At 43.0% G+C, this 18,542-nt stretch carries 13 protein-coding genes; all 13 read right to left on the reverse strand.

Translation table 11 applies throughout. The annotated features are described in order from the left end of the window. Positions 1 to 6,294 (reverse strand): hypothetical protein, encoded by a 6,294-nt coding sequence (locus RA156_RS09070; protein ID WP_306639585.1) that lies wholly within the window; start codon positions 6,292 to 6,294, stop codon positions 1 to 3. Positions 6,295 to 6,301: 7 nt separating this feature from the next. Continuing rightward, positions 6,302 to 9,151, reverse strand: a complete 2,850-nt coding sequence (locus tag RA156_RS09075) for a hypothetical protein (protein ID WP_306639587.1) — start codon at positions 9,149 to 9,151, stop codon at positions 6,302 to 6,304. A 32-nt stretch (positions 9,152 to 9,183) separates the two neighbouring features. Further along, the gene (locus tag RA156_RS09080; protein ID WP_306639589.1) at positions 9,184 to 9,633 is read right to left on the reverse strand and encodes a hypothetical protein; all 450 of its coding nucleotides are present in this window, start codon (positions 9,631 to 9,633) and stop codon (positions 9,184 to 9,186) included. 190 nt (positions 9,634 to 9,823) lie between these two features. Beyond that, positions 9,824 to 10,951, reverse strand: a complete 1,128-nt coding sequence (locus RA156_RS09085) for a type II secretion system F family protein (protein ID WP_306639591.1) — start codon at positions 10,949 to 10,951, stop codon at positions 9,824 to 9,826. Continuing rightward, a complete protein-coding gene (locus RA156_RS09090) occupies positions 10,951 to 11,397 on the reverse strand; it encodes a PulJ/GspJ family protein (RefSeq protein ID WP_306639593.1) in 447 nt (148 codons plus the stop codon). The genes RA156_RS09085 and RA156_RS09090 overlap by 1 nt, the downstream gene beginning before the upstream one ends. After that, the gene (locus tag RA156_RS09095) at positions 11,384 to 11,668 is read right to left on the reverse strand and encodes a hypothetical protein (RefSeq protein WP_306639595.1); all 285 of its coding nucleotides are present in this window, start codon (positions 11,666 to 11,668) and stop codon (positions 11,384 to 11,386) included. The genes RA156_RS09090 and RA156_RS09095 overlap by 14 nt, the downstream gene beginning before the upstream one ends. Then, positions 11,656 to 12,807 carry a hypothetical protein gene (locus tag RA156_RS09100; RefSeq protein ID WP_306639597.1) on the reverse strand — a complete coding sequence of 384 codons (1,152 nt, stop codon included), beginning with the start codon at positions 12,805 to 12,807 and terminating at the stop codon, positions 11,656 to 11,658. Before RA156_RS09100 ends, RA156_RS09095 begins: the two co-directional genes overlap by 13 nt. 136 nt (positions 12,808 to 12,943) lie before the next feature. Further along, a complete protein-coding gene (locus tag RA156_RS09105; protein WP_306639599.1) occupies positions 12,944 to 13,468 on the reverse strand; it encodes a toxin-antitoxin system YwqK family antitoxin in 525 nt (174 codons plus the stop codon). Then, entirely contained in the window at positions 13,440 to 13,916 is a 477-nt protein-coding gene (locus RA156_RS09110; RefSeq protein ID WP_306639601.1) for a hypothetical protein, read from the reverse strand. Before RA156_RS09110 ends, RA156_RS09105 begins: the two co-directional genes overlap by 29 nt. Then, positions 13,913 to 14,878 carry a fibronectin type III domain-containing protein gene (locus tag RA156_RS09115; RefSeq protein ID WP_306639603.1) on the reverse strand — a complete coding sequence of 322 codons (966 nt, stop codon included), beginning with the start codon at positions 14,876 to 14,878 and terminating at the stop codon, positions 13,913 to 13,915. Before RA156_RS09115 ends, RA156_RS09110 begins: the two co-directional genes overlap by 4 nt. Further along, entirely contained in the window at positions 14,838 to 15,365 is a 528-nt protein-coding gene (locus tag RA156_RS09120) for a hypothetical protein (protein WP_306639605.1), read from the reverse strand. Before RA156_RS09120 ends, RA156_RS09115 begins: the two co-directional genes overlap by 41 nt. Further along, on the reverse strand, positions 15,365 to 16,462 hold the full coding sequence (locus tag RA156_RS09125; RefSeq protein WP_306639607.1) for a hypothetical protein: 1,098 nt from the start codon (positions 16,460 to 16,462) through the stop codon (positions 15,365 to 15,367). The genes RA156_RS09120 and RA156_RS09125 overlap by 1 nt, the downstream gene beginning before the upstream one ends. Continuing rightward, positions 16,462 to 18,501 (reverse strand): type II secretion system protein GspD, encoded by a 2,040-nt coding sequence (locus RA156_RS09130; protein WP_306639609.1) that lies wholly within the window; start codon positions 18,499 to 18,501, stop codon positions 16,462 to 16,464. The genes RA156_RS09125 and RA156_RS09130 overlap by 1 nt, the downstream gene beginning before the upstream one ends. Between the last annotated feature and the right edge of the window lie 41 nt (positions 18,502 to 18,542).

Here is an 18,542-nt window from a genome sequence, read left to right on the forward strand (position 1 = left end):
TTATGGGTTTTGAATGAGAGTACGTCCGGTTGAAACGGTTTGTATACCATTGACGGTTTCAACTTTAGTTTGTACTAATTGCCCCCTTCGATCATATACATAGACCGTTGCATAGTTATTGTTATCCAGAGTTGCCACCAATCGACGATCAACGCTAGAGTATACATAAGTCGCCATCGATGCGTTTTTAGGGCAGATTCTTAAATCATCAAAATAGGCAGGTTGTCCATTTGTGCTTGATAGTTGAAGTAAATACTCTAGCTGATCATTGGCGTACGTGTAATCAAATTCTAGTTTGACCCAGCCATCCATCGCCTCTGAAGCAACGGCTTGTACTTCTTGAATCACCGTATTTGTTTCATCAGCTAATCTAACCTTTGGGGTTCCTTCATTGCCTACGTAAGCCCAAACGGAAACATGTGCGATTTCCGGACCTGATGAGAAGGTCGGATGGTATTCGTCAAAGGAGTTGGAGAGCGGATCAATCGGAATACTAATTGAAGCACCAGCGGGCACCTCAAGCGAATAATCCCCAGTGTGCGCAAAGACATCTGAAACTGTGGTTCCTATTGGAAAAAATAAGTTGCCGTTTCCTTCTACCGAGCTGTAATCCCCGGCTCCTAGTTCGAACGACTCAAAAGCCACTTCATTAACCAAGGCATTTACAGACTCAGCGATTACTTGACTGCCTTCTATATTCGTAAGCGAAGCGGTCGGAACACCTAATGGATTCGAGCTTTGTACTGGAACCCCTTCTAAAGTGTAACGGTCAACGTGTGATTTCCAGATGTAATCTGGGTTATCATCGAGCGGTGTTTCGCTTCGCCAATCAAACCATTTAAACTGTGAATAGAGTCCATCCCTGTCTATTCTAGTGGTTGGGTCCGAAGACTGCTCTCGCGATTCACGATAAACGAAGGTGTATTCCGGCCGCTCAATGCCACTCATGCCATATCGATAGGGGTTCTGAGAACTTGCCACCGCATTACCTATTTCATTGACGGTGTTAATTGATGCTTGGGAAAAATATGTATCCGCCCATTGGTCTGATAGGCTTGTAGCATCCGCATGCAATACTTTGACACATCGTTCACCAATGCACTGGAACCAATCTACCATATCGGATGTAATCGGTGCTGTGCCAAGGATATTTCCATCACGATCAATTAAATTGAAGAAATCAGATTCTATATTGATTTCTAAATATGTTGATCCGTCTATTTCATTCGGGTTAAAATCACCTAAATCAAAGGGGATCACCAAAGCAATTCGGCATGGCCCATATTCTTCTATGACATCACTATCAATAATTAATTCATATCCAGTCAGATTCCCTTCGCTGTCTACTACTTCATCAATCTTTGGTCGAAATTCAATTTCATCTCCTGTGAAATCACAACCATGACTGAATACGGCATTCACTGGAGGGTCACCAATTAACTCATCTAGAGTCACCGACGTTGGCGCAACACCTGGATTTGACATGTCATTAAATCCTTGTAAAAACTCTTGAATATTAAGATAACTAAGCGGATCGCTCAAAGAAATAACTGTGCCTAAACGAGAAGAGGATAAATTACGCCGTGCTGGCCGAATTACTGTTCCGTTCGCTAACGATATATCTATAATTGATTGCCCTTCTTCATCAATTAGTTTCCAATTAGGATCATCAAATTCAATCCAAGCGTGCTCAATCGTTCCATTCAGGTTAACAAGTAGTTCATCGCCTTCGTTTACCAACTCTATCAACTCTGAAGGCTCCGGAAATACAATAACCCCCATCTGATCAGTATTAATCGTCAAATCCTGGCGATAGTTTAAGTATCCGCTTCTTGCATCGTCGTAGTAGGGATAGGCGGGCTGACTGTACGAGTAGACATTTTCCCGCCATTCATTATCAACAGTAGTCAATAACACTCCGGTGCCCTGAGAACAAAAGACCTCATTCTCAGTCTTAACCCAGGAACCGTCAGTCAACGTAACTACTTCTCTTAATAGCCCTGATCTCCTGATAACCTTAGAATTAGTAATGATCCTAGAATTCGTATGAACGTATTCCACATCTGCTTGTGCGTTTGGTAGAACTATTCCTCCTTCATTTAAGGTTCCGATATTTCCACCGATATCCGCATTCCAATGATTGAATTCTTTGGCATAGACTAGGAAATCTCGTTCAACCCCTACAGTTCGCTTGTCTACATAGCCCAATTCAGTCATAACATCGACCAAGCTGCTCAAATTTCCGTCATCATCTGTCCAATACAAATAGGAAGTAGTACTCTGCGCTTCGCCTTCGCTATATCCCTTTTCCGAATAATTAGACTGGCTTTTCAACTTTCCATGCATATCGTTGGTTTCTATACATATGCCTTGCGAAAAACCTTGGTTCTGAAAGATTTGCCAACCTGTATACGGGAGCGGGATTGGCACTAACTTAGAAAGAAGCGTACCCCCAGATTGAGACAGAATAGTTCGAGCGAATTTTGTCGGATAGTCTTTTGCTGTATAAAACTCCAGTTCTTGCACTCCTGACCCCATGATCTCTTGGTCTTGCAAAAGTTGATTCTGACCATTTGACCTTATAACCACATGACTATAACCTACCGCAGCCATCGGGTAATAAGGCAATCCAAGCGGTAATTCGGTAAATGTGGTGGCTGAACGCAAAGAAACAGGAGTATTGGAATTGTTATATGCCACTGGACTTACCAGTGCATTTTCTTCAACATGAACCATTGGCTCATTAATAGCTACGCCACTACACAAGCCATCGCGATTGAGATAGTCATATGAAATCGAAAGTTCAACATTTTCAGATTGACCATTGTAATCATTCATTTCTTCCCACCCAGAGAAGACACTAATCGACTTCACACGATGACCGCCACCATACTTAGATTGTCTTACTGGTAAACGTATAAAAGCTAAAGGGTCCCCATTACTATTATTCAACACTGCACGACTCCCCCATTGCAACATTTTGGCAGTTGGATAGAACGAAATAATTCGTTGTATGTTTTGATTAACCCCATTCACAAAGGAACTCAACCATCCTGGTATATCATTAAGATTGAAGTCTCCATCATCGATATTGGTCAACAAGTCTTGTCTATATAATCGAATGTCCTCCCAAGCTGCCAATTGTATCGGATGACAATTCCCCACTCCCAAGACGGTGGCATTAACAGGTTCCAAATCGACATAGCCATAGTATTGCTGATTAACCAGTTCCGTTCCAACACTAGAAACCTTCGCCCAACATTCCACGAAGTCTTGAGCTTTTTGCAAAGGGTAATCCAATAGAGCCTTTAGCTCTACCATTGACTTGATATAAACCTCTTTACCTACAATAGAAGTTAATTCACCTATAGAACTCGAGGTATTGTCGGGAAGCTCGAACCATACTCTACGATAGTTCTTCGTAATTTTATTCCTGTTCTCCAAAGAAGGGAAGTTTGTATCATCACTAAACCCGACAATTTTAAACATTGCCATCGCCTGTTCATCTTGAACATATTGGTAGCGATCTGCTTCATATTCAATTCGCATTAGTGATCCTCCTGGCGATTCAAGAGATTTTAAAGACCAAGCTGCACTTTGAGCATCCATTAGACTCTCAGGAGAGTATTGATTGCTGTATTTGAGCTCAGTTAAATCGCCATAACCTATATCATAATTACCCCATACATCCTGATCGTAAACAGAATAGGAAGGGTTCTGCAGCGGGTCATTATGGTTATAATTGAATTTGTAGACCCCTTCCTTTCTCTGGGAATCTTGGTATGTCGTGTAGACTTCAATTAAAGTGAGTTTTCCAGAATTGATGGTTCCATCACTAGAGACGGCAGCGCTTGAGTGAGTCCCGGGACAAAGTAAATAGTCATACAAAAAATGTGTAGTTTGAATCTTTAAATCCGGTCCATTAGCAACCTTTTGCCATAGTGTTACCCGATCCAACTTGTAACTACAATCATCTGCGCCAAATGCGGTAAGCTCCGCTTTAGTAACATTCTGCTCTCCGCCAATAACTGGTCTATTATCTTCTCTTGGGCTGAGTGTAAACACGGCATAATGAGTATCTGTTTCAATGCGTTGTACGTATATCTGCTCAGTCTTTCCATAAGTATACGATACCAAGTCGTCTCCCTCATTACTAAATTCATTGGCACTAACAAAACGACCAGCATAGGGCATTCTGTATGTAAAGTCTTTTCCCCTTTGGTACTGAAGTTGAACCCAAAAACCAGCATCATCCGCAGTAGGTCCGTCTCCCGCAAAATCAACGTAATCGTTAGAATACAATTCAGTTAAGAGATGTTCAGAAGAATATTCTGGAATGTCGTCTCTAGAAAAGAAATGATCAAACCCCAGCTGTGGCCCAGTTGATTCTGGATCAACATTTAAACCCTCAATTGATACATACTCGATTGCTTCTGAGGGATTTAAGACATGACCTGGATCAACTCTAAACGAAACATTGGACTTCTGAAGGTTATAAACAGGCATCCCAAAAACTTGCCTATAACCAGCTGAATTTTGAGTGGTAAATTCTGCAATCTGCTTCGTAAACACAGAACTATGAGGATCCTGTAAAACTCCATTGTTCAAATCAAGTACTTGCCGGATGTAATCAGAATTTTCAGAATCCGATTGTTTTTGTTCAAATGTCATGTGACCGATTAAGGTCATTCGATTTCTCCTTGACTTAAAATTGTTTCCAACAGCTCCTACTGAAGGAGGGGCAATTACGCGTGCTTTTTTTGAAGGATAAAGACCACCAGATGTAAAGTTCGACGCCCCAAATTCAAGCGGAAATGCAAACGCGTCGTTTCCTCCAACATTAACTAAGGGATCCTCTTCTTGTGCCGTTAATTCTCCATTCATTTGAAAGTAGAAAGGCTCTTCATTTTGGTCGTATTGGGAGTCGAATCCTAAAGACCCATAAATCAAGTTAAAATCTGAAGACCAAGGACCGGAGGTAGTACTCCCATCATAATAAGTTAAATCCGCTCCTAACTTATTTCCAGAAATATCTGTACCTAATTCGAAACCTCCATTAACTCCGTCAATTTTACTCTCTATAAAAGGTGGGGTGTATACGCCAAAATCGTATGAATGTGCTCGAAAAGCACCGTTTGTATATGGCCCGGAAACGAACCATGAATCATTCTGTTGCATTGGTGCCCCAATGGTTACATTTCTTTTCGTAGGTGGGGATGTAATGTCAATCTGACAATCGTGTAGCACATTTTGATCATTGCCCCTTTCTGGATAAACTGAACCAAATGCAGGGAATTCAGTAAACCTTGATTCATCTGTCAACGAGCGAATGTTAATTATACCGCTTCCGGTGAATTCGGTTCCCCAGAAAGTAAGTGGAGCCTTCTTTTTCCACCTCGAGAACTCTAGTCCTAAAGTCAAAGTTTGATAGCTCAAATCATTAGATGAAACACCAAGAGGTTGCATGAAATACCCTTTACCCCGAGCTATCCAACCATTCAATTTCCCAGCTCTTTCAGCAGCTTCTCTATCATCGGTGTTGTAGAAGTGATTATTGATAGTTTTCTTCCAATCACGCATCATTCCGCGCATTTTAGACTTGTGACGGATGATGGAATGAGAATGAGAACTAAATGTAAAGCCACCGAAGGAATTCTCATTTCCAGTATTTTCCTCTTTGATAGCTTCTCCTCGAATTGAACTGACCGTTAAATCAAAACCATGATAGTTGTTATAGGTAACATATATTTGATTAGAAGATGGATTCAATGGGCTGTCTTCGCCGATCACATCCTCGTCACTCTCTGCATCAGTTCCTAATTGTCCAAGGGTAGAAAGGAGTTCCTGAGTCGTCGGTGGAAGGAACTTATCCATCCAATCAATCTTCAACGAGAAAGTCTTGTCTGGTTTTCTATATCTCGTTTGACTTATTTTCTCTTCTCCAGAAAAATCATCTGGTATTCCATTCAGTTGCCTCGTAATTGCCCCAGGATTTAGATGCCAACCTAAACCAACCCAAGAAGCTTCTTGATCAGGCGAAATTCCAGCACGATAGTGCAAATTCAAAGGAAACGACCCTTTGGATCCGGGTACCAACATCACAGGGATGTTATACGAAAAATCTCCTGTAAATGGATCTACCCATTGTGAGTTGTCAGCTTGCATGAAACTGTCATAACTCGGGTTGCCATTTGCATTTGCCGTAGAGATCATTCCAGGCACAGTAATCTCTGCAATGAACAAGAAAAGGAAAGCCCAAGCTTTTATTTGAATTGATAAAGACACTCTTTTCATGGCTATATTATTTGGCAAAACGGAGGAAATAGTTCTCTCCTTTGTCGTTGGTAACTTGAATTATGTAATCTCCTGGGGCTGATATCCCCGCGAGGTTTAGATCTAGGGCATACTTATTATACCCTATCGTCGAGGAAAGAATTGGGTTTGAAGGATCGACATTGGCTATGGTTGTCGACACCTGCAAATCATTATTCGCGGCATCAAACACTTTTAAAGTAAAATTTCCGTCAGGATTGAAATAGTCATTGTCATATGAGAAGTAGACCACATCGTCTACTGCTAGATAAACATTGCTACTTATCTCTCTCTGTAAAGGTGAATATTGGATTAGTGGATTCGGGCAGCTAAAAGATGCACGACAGTTTATCAAGCGAGAATTACCGTAGTCAACATGTCCTTTTCCGTTCACTCGTGGGAAGGAGTTGTTGATCACAGAAATCGTGTTGTTCAAAGAAGTACGGGCAAAATATTGCCCTCCTTCTCTAGACAATCTGATTCTCCCGTCAGCATCGTTATCCCAGAGGGCCACATATGTTCCATCTTCATTAAATAAGAGAGTGATTGATAGTCCATATTGCTCGTTAAAGTATGTTGACAGAAATAGGTCGCCATTCTGATCTACCAATTGAAACACCCCAATTGTTGACACGTCAACTTCTATCCAACCTTCTATTCCGTAATTCAATTGGTTCACTGAAGTTGCGTTGGAACCTGCGTAAAACAGCCCGGAACCATTATATAACACTGAGTTTTCTTCAACGGTGTTAGTAGCCAAGGCCCAAGCTTGAGTATCAGTCCAATCAACTTCGTAACCAATATCAAAGTTGTACGTCCATTCTGAAAGATCGCAATCACCGCTCGGTATAGCTTTAATTGTGTAGTTCCCTGGAAGAATGTTTGTGAAAACGCCTAACGGATTAGACGATACCAATTGTCCTAACTCATCAAATAACTGAAAGGTGAATAAGCAAAAGTTGTTCTGTAGTGGCAGTACGATGTAAGCTTCTCCTACCTGTGAACGATCGCAGCTCCAATCAACTGTTCTCAATTCACCTCGTCTAATTGGCTTTTTGATGTTATCAAAGGCAATCTTTTTCACTTGAATCACCTCATCTTGATTTGTGATAAAAGCATCCAACTGATAAACGTTTCCTTGCGGTAAAGACTCAGATCGTATAAGGTCTTCATCCTTGAAGTAAAACACAGAATCGGTAGTGAACTCAGTTCTCAAGATCTCATTGCCAAAGACTTTTCCGTAGTATGAACCTAAAACTCCATTATAAATAGTCTTCAATGACCCGTTGGAAACACTGAAACCGAATTCAATATGATTTCCTGCTGACGCCGGAGTGCTATTTTCAAGCGTCAATCCAATGCGGAAATTATTCGACAATCCGTTGATTGGTTGTATCTCTACCTTACCAACGCTCACCCCGCTTTCTATCCCATTATCTAATCTCCAATTCGCATTTGCTGACGAGCTGTATGCTGCGGTTTTTTGTAACACACCTTCAGAAAAATCCATTCCATAAATCGTGTCATTGGTTACTTGGTAAGTCATCTCTACCGGAACTCGAAAAACGTTCCCGTTGTCATCTCTTGTCGCAAGCACTAATTCTTCAGAAATGGATGAAATTTTACTGGATGAAGTAGAGAAGAAGAGATCTTCGAACGAAATGGAATCAACAACATTCAAAATGGTCGAATCCATGGCCAATTTTGCGCTATTCCAATCCGACTCGCTGGCTATTTCCGAACTCCAGAAGTACTTCTTTGTTACATCGGTTCCGAAGGATTTCGCCGTAAACACACCGTCCTGATCATAATCCAACGGCGTCACCTCCACATAACTATACACTTCCTGATCAAAGCTCACCCGGAAGTCACTCTGATTTAGCACGGTGTTGTTTCGATAGATCGCTAGATCAGCGATCATCGGCTCTCTGCTGTAGTCATTTGATGTATGTAGCACTGTAGTGTTCTGAGTGAATATGTATTCGTTGTCTTGTCGTGTAATCGTAAGGACATCGCCAGCAGCGTAACTACCAGCGAACAATAAGGATCCATTTGAATAACCTTTTAGCATTCCTGAAGCATCTACCAACATGCAATAATCAATGCTTGAGTAATGTTGATCTTTGTCTAGATCGCTGAATCCGAAAGCTATATGGCCTGTTGTATTTGGTGGTGTGTATGAAACCCATCCTGCTTCATTTGGTTTTAGGACGTTATCACTCGAAGCTCCAGCATTTCCCCAGCCATCAGCTGCCGTTTTCGTTAAAGTCGTAGCTGTTTTGGCAATTCCTATTACCTCTTCCCATTCAGAATCATAATCATTACCAAAACTCACTTCAAGTTTCCCAATGTATCCCCATCTGGTATGGAATGCTAAATCGAGAAACATGTCACTGAATTGGGCCGGAGTTGTTGTGACCCTGATGACACCGTTTACTTTGTATTCTATGTCCGTGCCATTCTTAACAATCTCCAAGACATCTCCTTGGGTCACGGCCATCGTTCCCACGATTACACTTCCCTTTTGAAAGTAACACGTACTGTTCGCAAGGCGAAAAGAATACGCCATTGAAGTGTAATGGTAATTCGGATCAGTAATAGCAAAACCAAAAGCACGCGTAGCACTTTGGTAAGATTCAACCTCATAGCGAATCCAACCATCATCAGCAGCGAGCAGCACCTCTGAGGATCGTGCCCCAGAATTCCAACCGGCCGCCGCTTCATCCTTCATAACCACCTCGTTACCAGGAGTATAATGAATGCCAGAATCGTCAATCCAGGTAGGATAATAGGAAAGTTCGGCAAAGGCTTCGCCTGAACATGCCAGCAAAGCCAGCATGCAAAATGCTTTGATATTCATGTCTTTACGACTTAATTAATCTCGGGAAAAAGAACTGGTGTAGTAGTAGTACCATCTTCATAAATAAGATGTACTCGACAAAAAATCTCTTCTACAAAAGGATAGACTCCTGCATCGACAGTCACCTTGTCGTCATCTCGACTAAAATCAAAAGGTGCAGGTGCTACTTCGTCGAAAGCCAAAGTCACCGAAGCAATCTCACTTCCAGTTGGAGTGCTTCCAAATTCGACCACTACACTATCCACTCCAAGTATGGAGCTGACGTAGAAGCTGGCTTGATAATTCATTTGAGGGTGGAGATCCGCATCAACTAAGGGATTCTCGAGATCGTCAACACCGAGATCGGTGACGTTTATCTCTTCGGCAGCCGCTAAGAAAAAGCGCAAATCAGAAATTTCACCTTGGGAGAGCATTGTCAGGGATAGCAGACACCCCATGACAATTAGGCTAGTCTTTTTCATCTGAATTTGTTTAGATGATTAATGTTGAAACATAGTTAATCATCATTTCTCAAGGGCGCAAATTTTTATTATGAATTTCATGTTAACAACTAGTATGCATGTATCTTCAAATTCAATTAAATACCAATAAAATCAACCCATCCGATTTCGGATTTCTGTTCATTACTTGTTGATATCGTTTTTGAGAATACTAGCCCAAGAGCTTCCCAAACTGGAAAAGTGGTAAGTAAAGTGCCACCAAAATGATCGCAATAAAGGTCGCTACGAAGATGATGATGATGGGCTCCATTAATTTCCCAACCATTTTACTCCGGTTCTCCACCTCTTCTTTATACTCCTCGCTCAATTTGAGGAACATTTCTTCGAGTCTGTTCACTTCTTCACCAATGGCAACGAAGCGATGTACTTTTTTCGGGTAGATGGAATGCTGTGCAATCGATTCACTTAATCGTTTTCCTCGATTTACTTCCTCAACGATTTCGGCGTTAGCCAAAGTAAATGGAGAAGCATTGAGCATGTCTGAAACCATACGAAGACCGTCTAGCAAAGGAATCTTAGCGCTCATTAACATCGCCATCGATGTACAGAACCGTCCGACATAAGTTAAATGCACAAGCCTTCCGAAAATCGGTAAGCCGAAAAGCACCTTAAAATACAAACCCTGGAAGCGTTCTTGCTTAAATAGGAACCATCCAAGAAGGACGATCCCTCCTAAAAGCAAAAGGATCAACGAAAAATTCTCTTGTACCCAATTGGAAGCATCCATCACACCGCGGGTGATGCTCGGTAAATCAGCATCAAAACGCTGGAATAGATCTTCGAATAACGGCACTACGGCGATCATCATAAAGCTCACCACACCAAAAGAAACGAGCAATAGAAATGTTGGATAGGTCAATACACTGATCAATTGACGTTTCAACCCTTCGGTTCGTTCTAGGTAATTCACCAACTCAACAAATATTTCTCCAAGACGACCGCTCGCCTCACCTATTCTAATATTTTCGAGCTCGAAGACTGACCACCCCTTTTGTGACTCTAATGCCACCGCCAAGGTTTTACCGTCATCAACCAACGCGATAATCCTTGCGAGTTCTGCTTCTTCTTTTGGCTTTGAGAATTCTTCTGCGGCCATGTGCAAACTTGATCGGAAATCCAATCCAGCATCAACAAGAACAGAAAGTGACCGCAAAAAGCGAAGCTTACGCTTGTTTGACCAAAAAGGACGTAAGGAAATATCCTGTTGCAGAAACGACGTTTGTTGCCCAGAACTTTCTTCTTGACCTTGTAGTTTCCCTATGTCGATACGGTCTGCCATTACGGATTGATGCGATGAAAATGAACAAACTGCCAAGATAACATCTGATCATGCCATTGCCCTTCTAAGGTATAAGTATTCTTCTTGCGATTGATTGTGCTCAACCATGCGCTTCCAGTAATTTCTAAGGTATCTCTAACGTCGCTCGCATTATACCTAACGATACCATCCGAAGTACTGTAGTAGTCTATTTTTTCTTCGCCAGAAAAGACCTTCAAACTAGATCCATTCACCAACACAGAATCGGCTTGGCTGATTTCTCGTTCTAGTGTCATCATCCAAGTCCGTAATTCGACTTTGTCTTCATTTCTACTGCTGAATCGTTGAAAAGAGGCCCCGGTCCAATTCAATCCTAGCAAGACAATGGACAGCAGAATACCCGAAACTATCAAAGTCACTAATAATTCCATCAAAGTCAGGGCTTTCAAAGTTCTAATCTTCATCATGAGAATAGATTAAGAACTCAACAGCCATGCTATCGGAATCTGCAATTTGAATTTCCTCCACCACAACTCTTACTTCCGAAGTAAGGTCTCTTCCTAGCTTATCTACCTTTTGGTTTTCAACGAGATCAGATTTAACCAAGGGTAAATACCCTCGTTGGTTTTCGGCGCTAGCCAAATGCAAATAGGCAGTAAGAGCAGCAGACAAGGCGACGATAACAATCACCAGGGCCACCAAAGTCTCGATCAAACTACTTGCCTTTAGTCTAGCCATGCCGATTGAATATAGATTCGTTTGCCATCTCCAAGAGGTAAGCCCTTTGTCATGTCATAGTTACCTGGAATAATCTTTCCATTCACCATGGCATTGATCTGAGAACTTGAAGGACTAATATGTTGAAGCACATCAACCATTAATGGCCCTTGAACTTCGCCTTCTAATTGTAGGCTTCCATCACAGACAACCATACCGTGGACGACACTTTCTTCACCAATAAAACTCAAAGCGGAACCTCCCAAATTTGCTACGACCCCATCAATCGAACAGTTCGATGCAATTTCTAATCGGGTAGAATCACCCACCGCGAAAATTCCACTTGGGTAATTTAGATTGACCTTTTCCTCTAGTGTCACTTTACTGGCTTGGCATTGAAGGGTTCCGCTAAATCCGCTTTCGATGTACACATGATTGGCTCGAATAATGACGCCTTCGACAACCACATCCGATGGTATGAACAACGAGTCTGCGGTGATCAGCACTTTACCATTTGCTTGCTCCCAATCAAGCCCTGCAAGCGTCATTTCCAAAGGTGATTCATTCCATGCATTCGATTCCTTTGATCCTGTCATCGAAGCAATCGAATTGGCACACTCCAGCAATTTTAGACGCGTATTCATTAGCAGCCCGCAGTCATTTACGGCATTCACTTCCATCACACCGTGAAAATGTTCACCACCAAGTGATACTCTTTCAAATCCGCGTTGCGGGAAGCTTCCAGTACCTATTACCTGTGCATCTCCTGATAATCGAATCGCCCTTCCGCGATCAGCGATGCAAAATCGAAGATCAACGGGATCAACCTGTGAGCTCATCAGGTGCGTATGAAGGATGGTATCGTGATTTGTGTGCGTTTTGACGTGATAGAGGTCAATCCATCCCCAAGATTCTCGGAGAACCTCCACCTCCATTTCCACCCCTCTAAATTCTATGCGGTCTTTATAGCTATCGCCGAATCCACCTTCGAGTAAAATATTGGTCGCTTGTGTATGAAACGAACGCATGGCTTGTTCTTGTTCAAGCCTGTCGTTTAAATTTCCGTAACCAGAATAAACCATGATCAACGCACCAATGGTGAGGCTTGATATAACCACAAAGGTGAGGGCGTAGAATATGGCGCTAGCGCGGAATTTCATTTTACACGGTTGACGGTTGACGGTTGACGGTTGACGGTTGACGGTTGACGGTTGACGGTTGACGGTTGACGGTTGACGGTTGACGAAAACTCAGATAAATTTGTGAACCTCGGTCAATCAAAGTCCATTCTTATTCTCATTCTTCTTTTAACTCTTCTTCTTCCTTCATCTCTTCCTTTCCTTCTTCCTCTTCCTCTTTAGCTTTCCGCTGTTTCACTTTTGGTTGTTTCTCCTCTCCTTTTTTGTATTCAATCTCAACCTTTGGTGATTTGGTGTAATCCACCATTTGACCATGTTTGATGCCTTTGCAATACGTGACTGTTGAATCTAGTTTTTCGTTTGTCCAGTATTTCCAGCTTCCGTGGTGTAGGCCTTGTTTGAACTCGCCTTCAACGATCATATTCCCTTGTAGGTCGAGCTTAATGAACTTTCCGTGAAGCAATTTCCCATCGTACGATCCTTGGAGCTTTTTGAGGCGATTGCCGATTAAGAAATGATACTCCAGTGTATCAACGGTACGAATGTTTTTCTCTTTCTCGAGAATTTCACATCTCACATAGCCGCCGTCTACAGGAAACTCGCGTGATTCAATCTGGGCTGTAATTTCTGGTGAGATCCAGACGAATAAGATGCTAACGAATAAAAGTCTTGCGCTCTTCATTGAATTCTAGAATAATGCTGTCTCTGTACACTTCAATCGGAGTAATTCCTTGAAGTGGTTCATTCATAAAGCCCAGTTGATCAACGCCATTGATTCTCAAAAAAATCAAAGGATCTCCTCCTTGTGCGTTATTGACGCCTCGATATTCGACTTGTGGCCAAGGAACTTCCGGCTCCAAGATGATATTCTGAGGCTTTGGCTTGGAAACCGGAGTAGAAGTGGTCGTTGAAGAAGATGGTCTACGTCGCTTTCCTAGGAATGGATCGCGGTAATCTCCAATGAGCTGATACTCCTTCATGGGTTCATAGGTATCAGCGCTCATTTCTACATCTGGCATTTGCCAAGTGACCTGTGGTCCTTCACCTTGAAAGAACAGACGATAGGCAATAAGTCCCCAAATAATGAGGACAGCCACTAAAGCCACTATGGTCATTGCCTTATTTTTCATTTTGTGAAGCTACGAGCATCAGATAATGAGAAATTTCCAGCAGCGTCGTTGGTTCTGACTTGCCAGTAGTACACTCCGGAGGCTAAGCTGGTCAAATCCTGATCAAGACTGAGCTCAGTGCTACTCTGACTCAAGACCACCGTCTCCAATCCTTGGTCGCTGTAAATGATCAACTGGTAGTCTGAAAGATTGGCATCGCTTCCTTCTGTCCAAGTGAAAACTTGAGATGGGCTACCGATGAAACTGTTGTCTAGGGGTTCTTGTAAGATGGAAGGAACAGGATCTGTCAAGTCAATTTCAATCTGTCGTGCTTCCGAATAATCCGAAACGCTCGGCACTGAATTACTTGCAATCACACGCCACCAGAAAGCACCTTCGTCAAGTTCAGTCTCAACACTTGTTTCCGCGATAGCGATATCAGCCATCACCAAATCACCTGGCTGGCCTTCGTTGTCATCTAATATTTCTACCGTATAACTCTCTGCCGCCGCAAGCTCTGTCCAGGTGAAAGTCACCAATGAATCACTCGTAACCAGATCAGCAGTTGGCGAATTCAACAACACGGTTTGTCCTTCTAAACCTTCGGCAGCAACGATCGTTAAGCTTCTCACAGCGTATTCCGTTTCGCTTCCACTATTCTCACCTCGAACACGCCATTCATAGTTTCCTGGATTGAGAACAATTTCTAATTCAGACTGGGTCACAAGAGAGTCTAACACCAAAGCCTCAAGACCAACAAAATTTGGCTCTCCCACTTGGATGCGGTAAGCTACGGCGTCGTCTAGATCCATCCAATCAAAATTGATCGTCTGGATGGTCGTTGACGTTTCATCTGCCGGAGCCAGAAGCGTAATGGTTTGCCCATCGATATCATCCTCGAAGATGACATCACAGGATCCCAAAAGAAGCCATCCGCAGCAACTAGCGAGCAGCGCGAATCGATTGTATCGTAAAAGTCGCATGCAATTCATACTTCCGATTAGTTCTGTTTTTAACGCGTTCAAATTGGGTGCTCACCATTTTTCCATGGGATGCATTGAACTCGAGATGTTGGCAAATTTGTAGCAGAGAAACGTAGTCTCCAGTCAGGGTTATTGAATTTAAGAAAACTTCGAATCCGTCGGTAGAAAAAACGCGCAAAGGTTCAATTCCTTTGAGCTCGCATTGATGTTCCTGCATCAAACTGTCAACTACATTGAGCAAGGCGTTCCTATTTTCTTCCGCATCCCCCTCCATCGAGCCAGCCATAGTTTCTAGCTGACTCTTTTCCATCAAAGCAATTTGAATCCCTGTATTGATCTGGTCACCTTGACTAGCGACTTCTTGAAGTTCTTTGTTCTGACGATAGACCTCGAAAGATTTCGAAATAGATAGGTTCCAGGCGAGAATGAGGAATAAAAACAATCCTCCAGCTAGCAGGTAGAAGCGATATTTTGCAGAAGCTAACATCAATACCTCACTGATAATTTAAACTCGCGCTCTGCGTAGCTACCATTCGTAAATTCCAGAATGCGGACTTGGGAGATCATATCCATACCGCTCAAGTGTTGCACCCAGTTGTTAAGAGCTGATTGATCACCCTGACCTTTTACCAAGATTTCACCCTGCGCCACTTGAAACATCTGTCCTTCACGATCAGGTAATTCAATTGGATTCACATCTAAAACGTTCAAGGTGATTTGAGCAGGTACACTAGCCCCTAACTGATCTAAGAGTTCAGTGGTACTTATCTCCCTTGCTGGTGCGTAGGTTGATAGAAATACTTGTTTCTTTTCATTGGCAGCATTAATCTTGGTCAACTCATTTTGCTGATCCAACAGTACTTGATTGGAGGCACTCAGCTGTGTGTTCTTTTCTTGAAGCTGCTGAAACACTAAAAAGTTGATCAACAAAATCCCAAGCAATCCGAACACTCCAATCAAGAGGGTCTTACGAAACAACAGCTGAAAAGCACTTTCCTCACGTAGATTCTTATTCGCTTGATTTCCTCTAGCGAGGGAATAGAAATATGCAGCTTCATTCTCACCCCACACATCGAAAGGTTTGGAACCCGGTTGCTCAATGACTTCTCCATTCGATAAATCGATGCTCGATCCCTCCAATGGAAATGCTGCACTTGTTCCTAAGGCCGTTTGTAATCGAAGGGCATTTATCGCCCCAAAAGAATGGGCTGCGACATTCCATTTCTCCTTCGCCAACTTATTGATGAGCGTGGTCAGTTCCTTAGACCTAATGATCGTAGAGTATTTGGTATTCAGAACAGACACCTCCTTTTGAATGAGGTCTTTGTTAGCGGCCGTAGATTGAAGTTTGCTTCCAACTTTTTGAAGAATGCTTCGACCAACAAACTGAAGCACACATGCTTGTTGCTTGTTGATTTCGAGTGTTGAAAGATCACTCCAATCGCTCCAGTCTTCTGCTTGTTCGACTTCGTTCTTCCTCAGTTTGAAAATGCCAATACGCATTCTCCATCCTCCCTCTTCATTCAGGTCACACTGAACGATCTGGATCTTTCGGAACAGTATGTTTTCGATCGACCTATGCATTAATACATGATCATAGGACGAATAAAGATGTTGAGCTTGGTGTCTTGAGCACTTCTTGATCGAGAACCAAAGAACCAACGAAGGACTGGGATACGTGCTATTCCTGGGAGACCTCCACCGGAATTCGAAACGCTCTTGTCTTCTAGTCCGCCTAGCAAAATCATATCGCCATTTTTCACACGAATGGAAGAAGTGAACTCTCGGTTAACAGACCCAAAAGGTCCGTTCGCGCCTGCTCGTTCGGTGAAGTTGCTCTGAATGACACTAATATCCAGTGTAACATGCTCTTCGCCAGATACCACCGGCACAATATCGATGGCCAGGTCTGCGTTCAATGGTCGCCAGTCTTGTTGTTCAGATACAACAGTAGCGTTGGTACCAGGGCTTACCGTGGTATTCGTTTGCAGGTAGTACTCTTCCCTTCCAATTCTCAGGCTCGCAGGGTAACTGTTCAATGTGGCCAGTTTCGGCGTAGAACGAGTACGCAACAATCCATCGGTTTCCATAGCTTGAATACTCAGGTAGAAGTTGGGCGTTACGTTTCCTAAGTTGACCACGCCCAGTCCGTTAAAGCCGTTGATTAACTCATTGATCGACTCCGTACTCAGATCAACATTCAAACCTGGATTGTCTGCTGTACCGGTGATCGGACCTTGCGTTGTTCCTGCGTTCTCACCGATTCCGGCATTTACACCAGCGCTCATCGTGTTGCTCTTGTTGACATCAACAATAAGCACTTCGATCACTACCACCGGCACCACCTGATCGATACTGGCTATGAATTGTTTGAACTGTCGCACTTCAGGTAGCGAACCTGTGACAACAAAGGAATTCAGCTCAGGAAAGGCCTCGATCTGCAGTTTCGAATTTTGGAAAGGATTTACTCCTCCTCCACCTCTTCCTCCGGCTCCAGCACCTCCAGATCTCCCTGAGTTGAATCCTGTATTAGTTCCATTGGTTCCCGTTTGGTTACCGTTGTTTCTGTTTCTATTTCCTGTGTTCTGTCGGCCGCCACCGTATGAAGCAAAAACGTTCTCGATTGTTCTGCGCTGCAATGACACCAACTCAGTGATGGTGATACCATCGTTCTGCTGGTCACCAATAAGGTACACCTCATCTTCAATGATAAAACTGTAGGGTGTAGCGTGAAGCACATGCGTCAAGAACTGATCGTACGAAACGTCTTTCACGTGAATCGTTGTCACGGCATCGGGGCGCGTATACATAAAGTGCTGCACACCCATTTCTCGTGAAACCAATTCAATAACATCACCAATGTTCTGCTCTCTGATATCAAGGCTTACCAGACTGTCTTTAACGTTGATCTTCAGTTCAGCTTTCAACGCGTCTAAAGAAATCGGCGGACGCTCCTGTGGATTCTGAGCATTGCGTTCTTCCTTCTTCGGGGCCTTTAGAATCACAAAGCCTTCTTCCTCTTCCATGATCAATCCGTTGGCCACACAGAGCTTATCAACGGCATCTAAAAAGGGTCTGTTTTTGATGTAAGCATTGATCCGCTTACTGGTCAATCCTTCGCCGATGATGACGTTGCTTATTCCGGTATTTGTTAATGCTTTCGCTACCGCGGAAAGGGAATCGTTTTTGAATTCAAATGAAACGAAGCCATTTAAAGAATCTACCTCCACAGTTAAAGGCTGCTCTTCAGGCGGTGGAGGAAGGTAAGGCTCGTACTTCCGAACGGCGATGATCCCGCCGATGATTTCTATATCTAAATCGAACTCTTTGCATAAGAACACGATCACGTCTAGGATACGTACGTTGTTGAAGTTGTTGCTCACAATCCCTTCTAGATCGCTGGCAACGCTCAAATTGATTTCATTCTGAAGACCTAACGAGCGCAGGTATTCGGCAATGCCTACATTCGAAACCGATGTTTCTAGGATCATATCAAGGCCAGGTTGATCTACGACCACAGATTCAAGCTGATTTCTGATCTGGTCATATCGATCTAATTGAGCCGATACAGATGAGGGCAAAGCAAGCGCAAGCAGAAATAAGATGGGGAGTGCAAATTTCACTTAAAGCTAGGTTAATGTGGGCTTAAGTTACCCAATCCGTC

It is taken from the genome of Sanyastnella coralliicola (genome assembly GCF_030845195.1).
Lineage (GTDB): Bacteria > Bacteroidota > Bacteroidia > Flavobacteriales_D > Sanyastnellaceae > Sanyastnella > Sanyastnella coralliicola.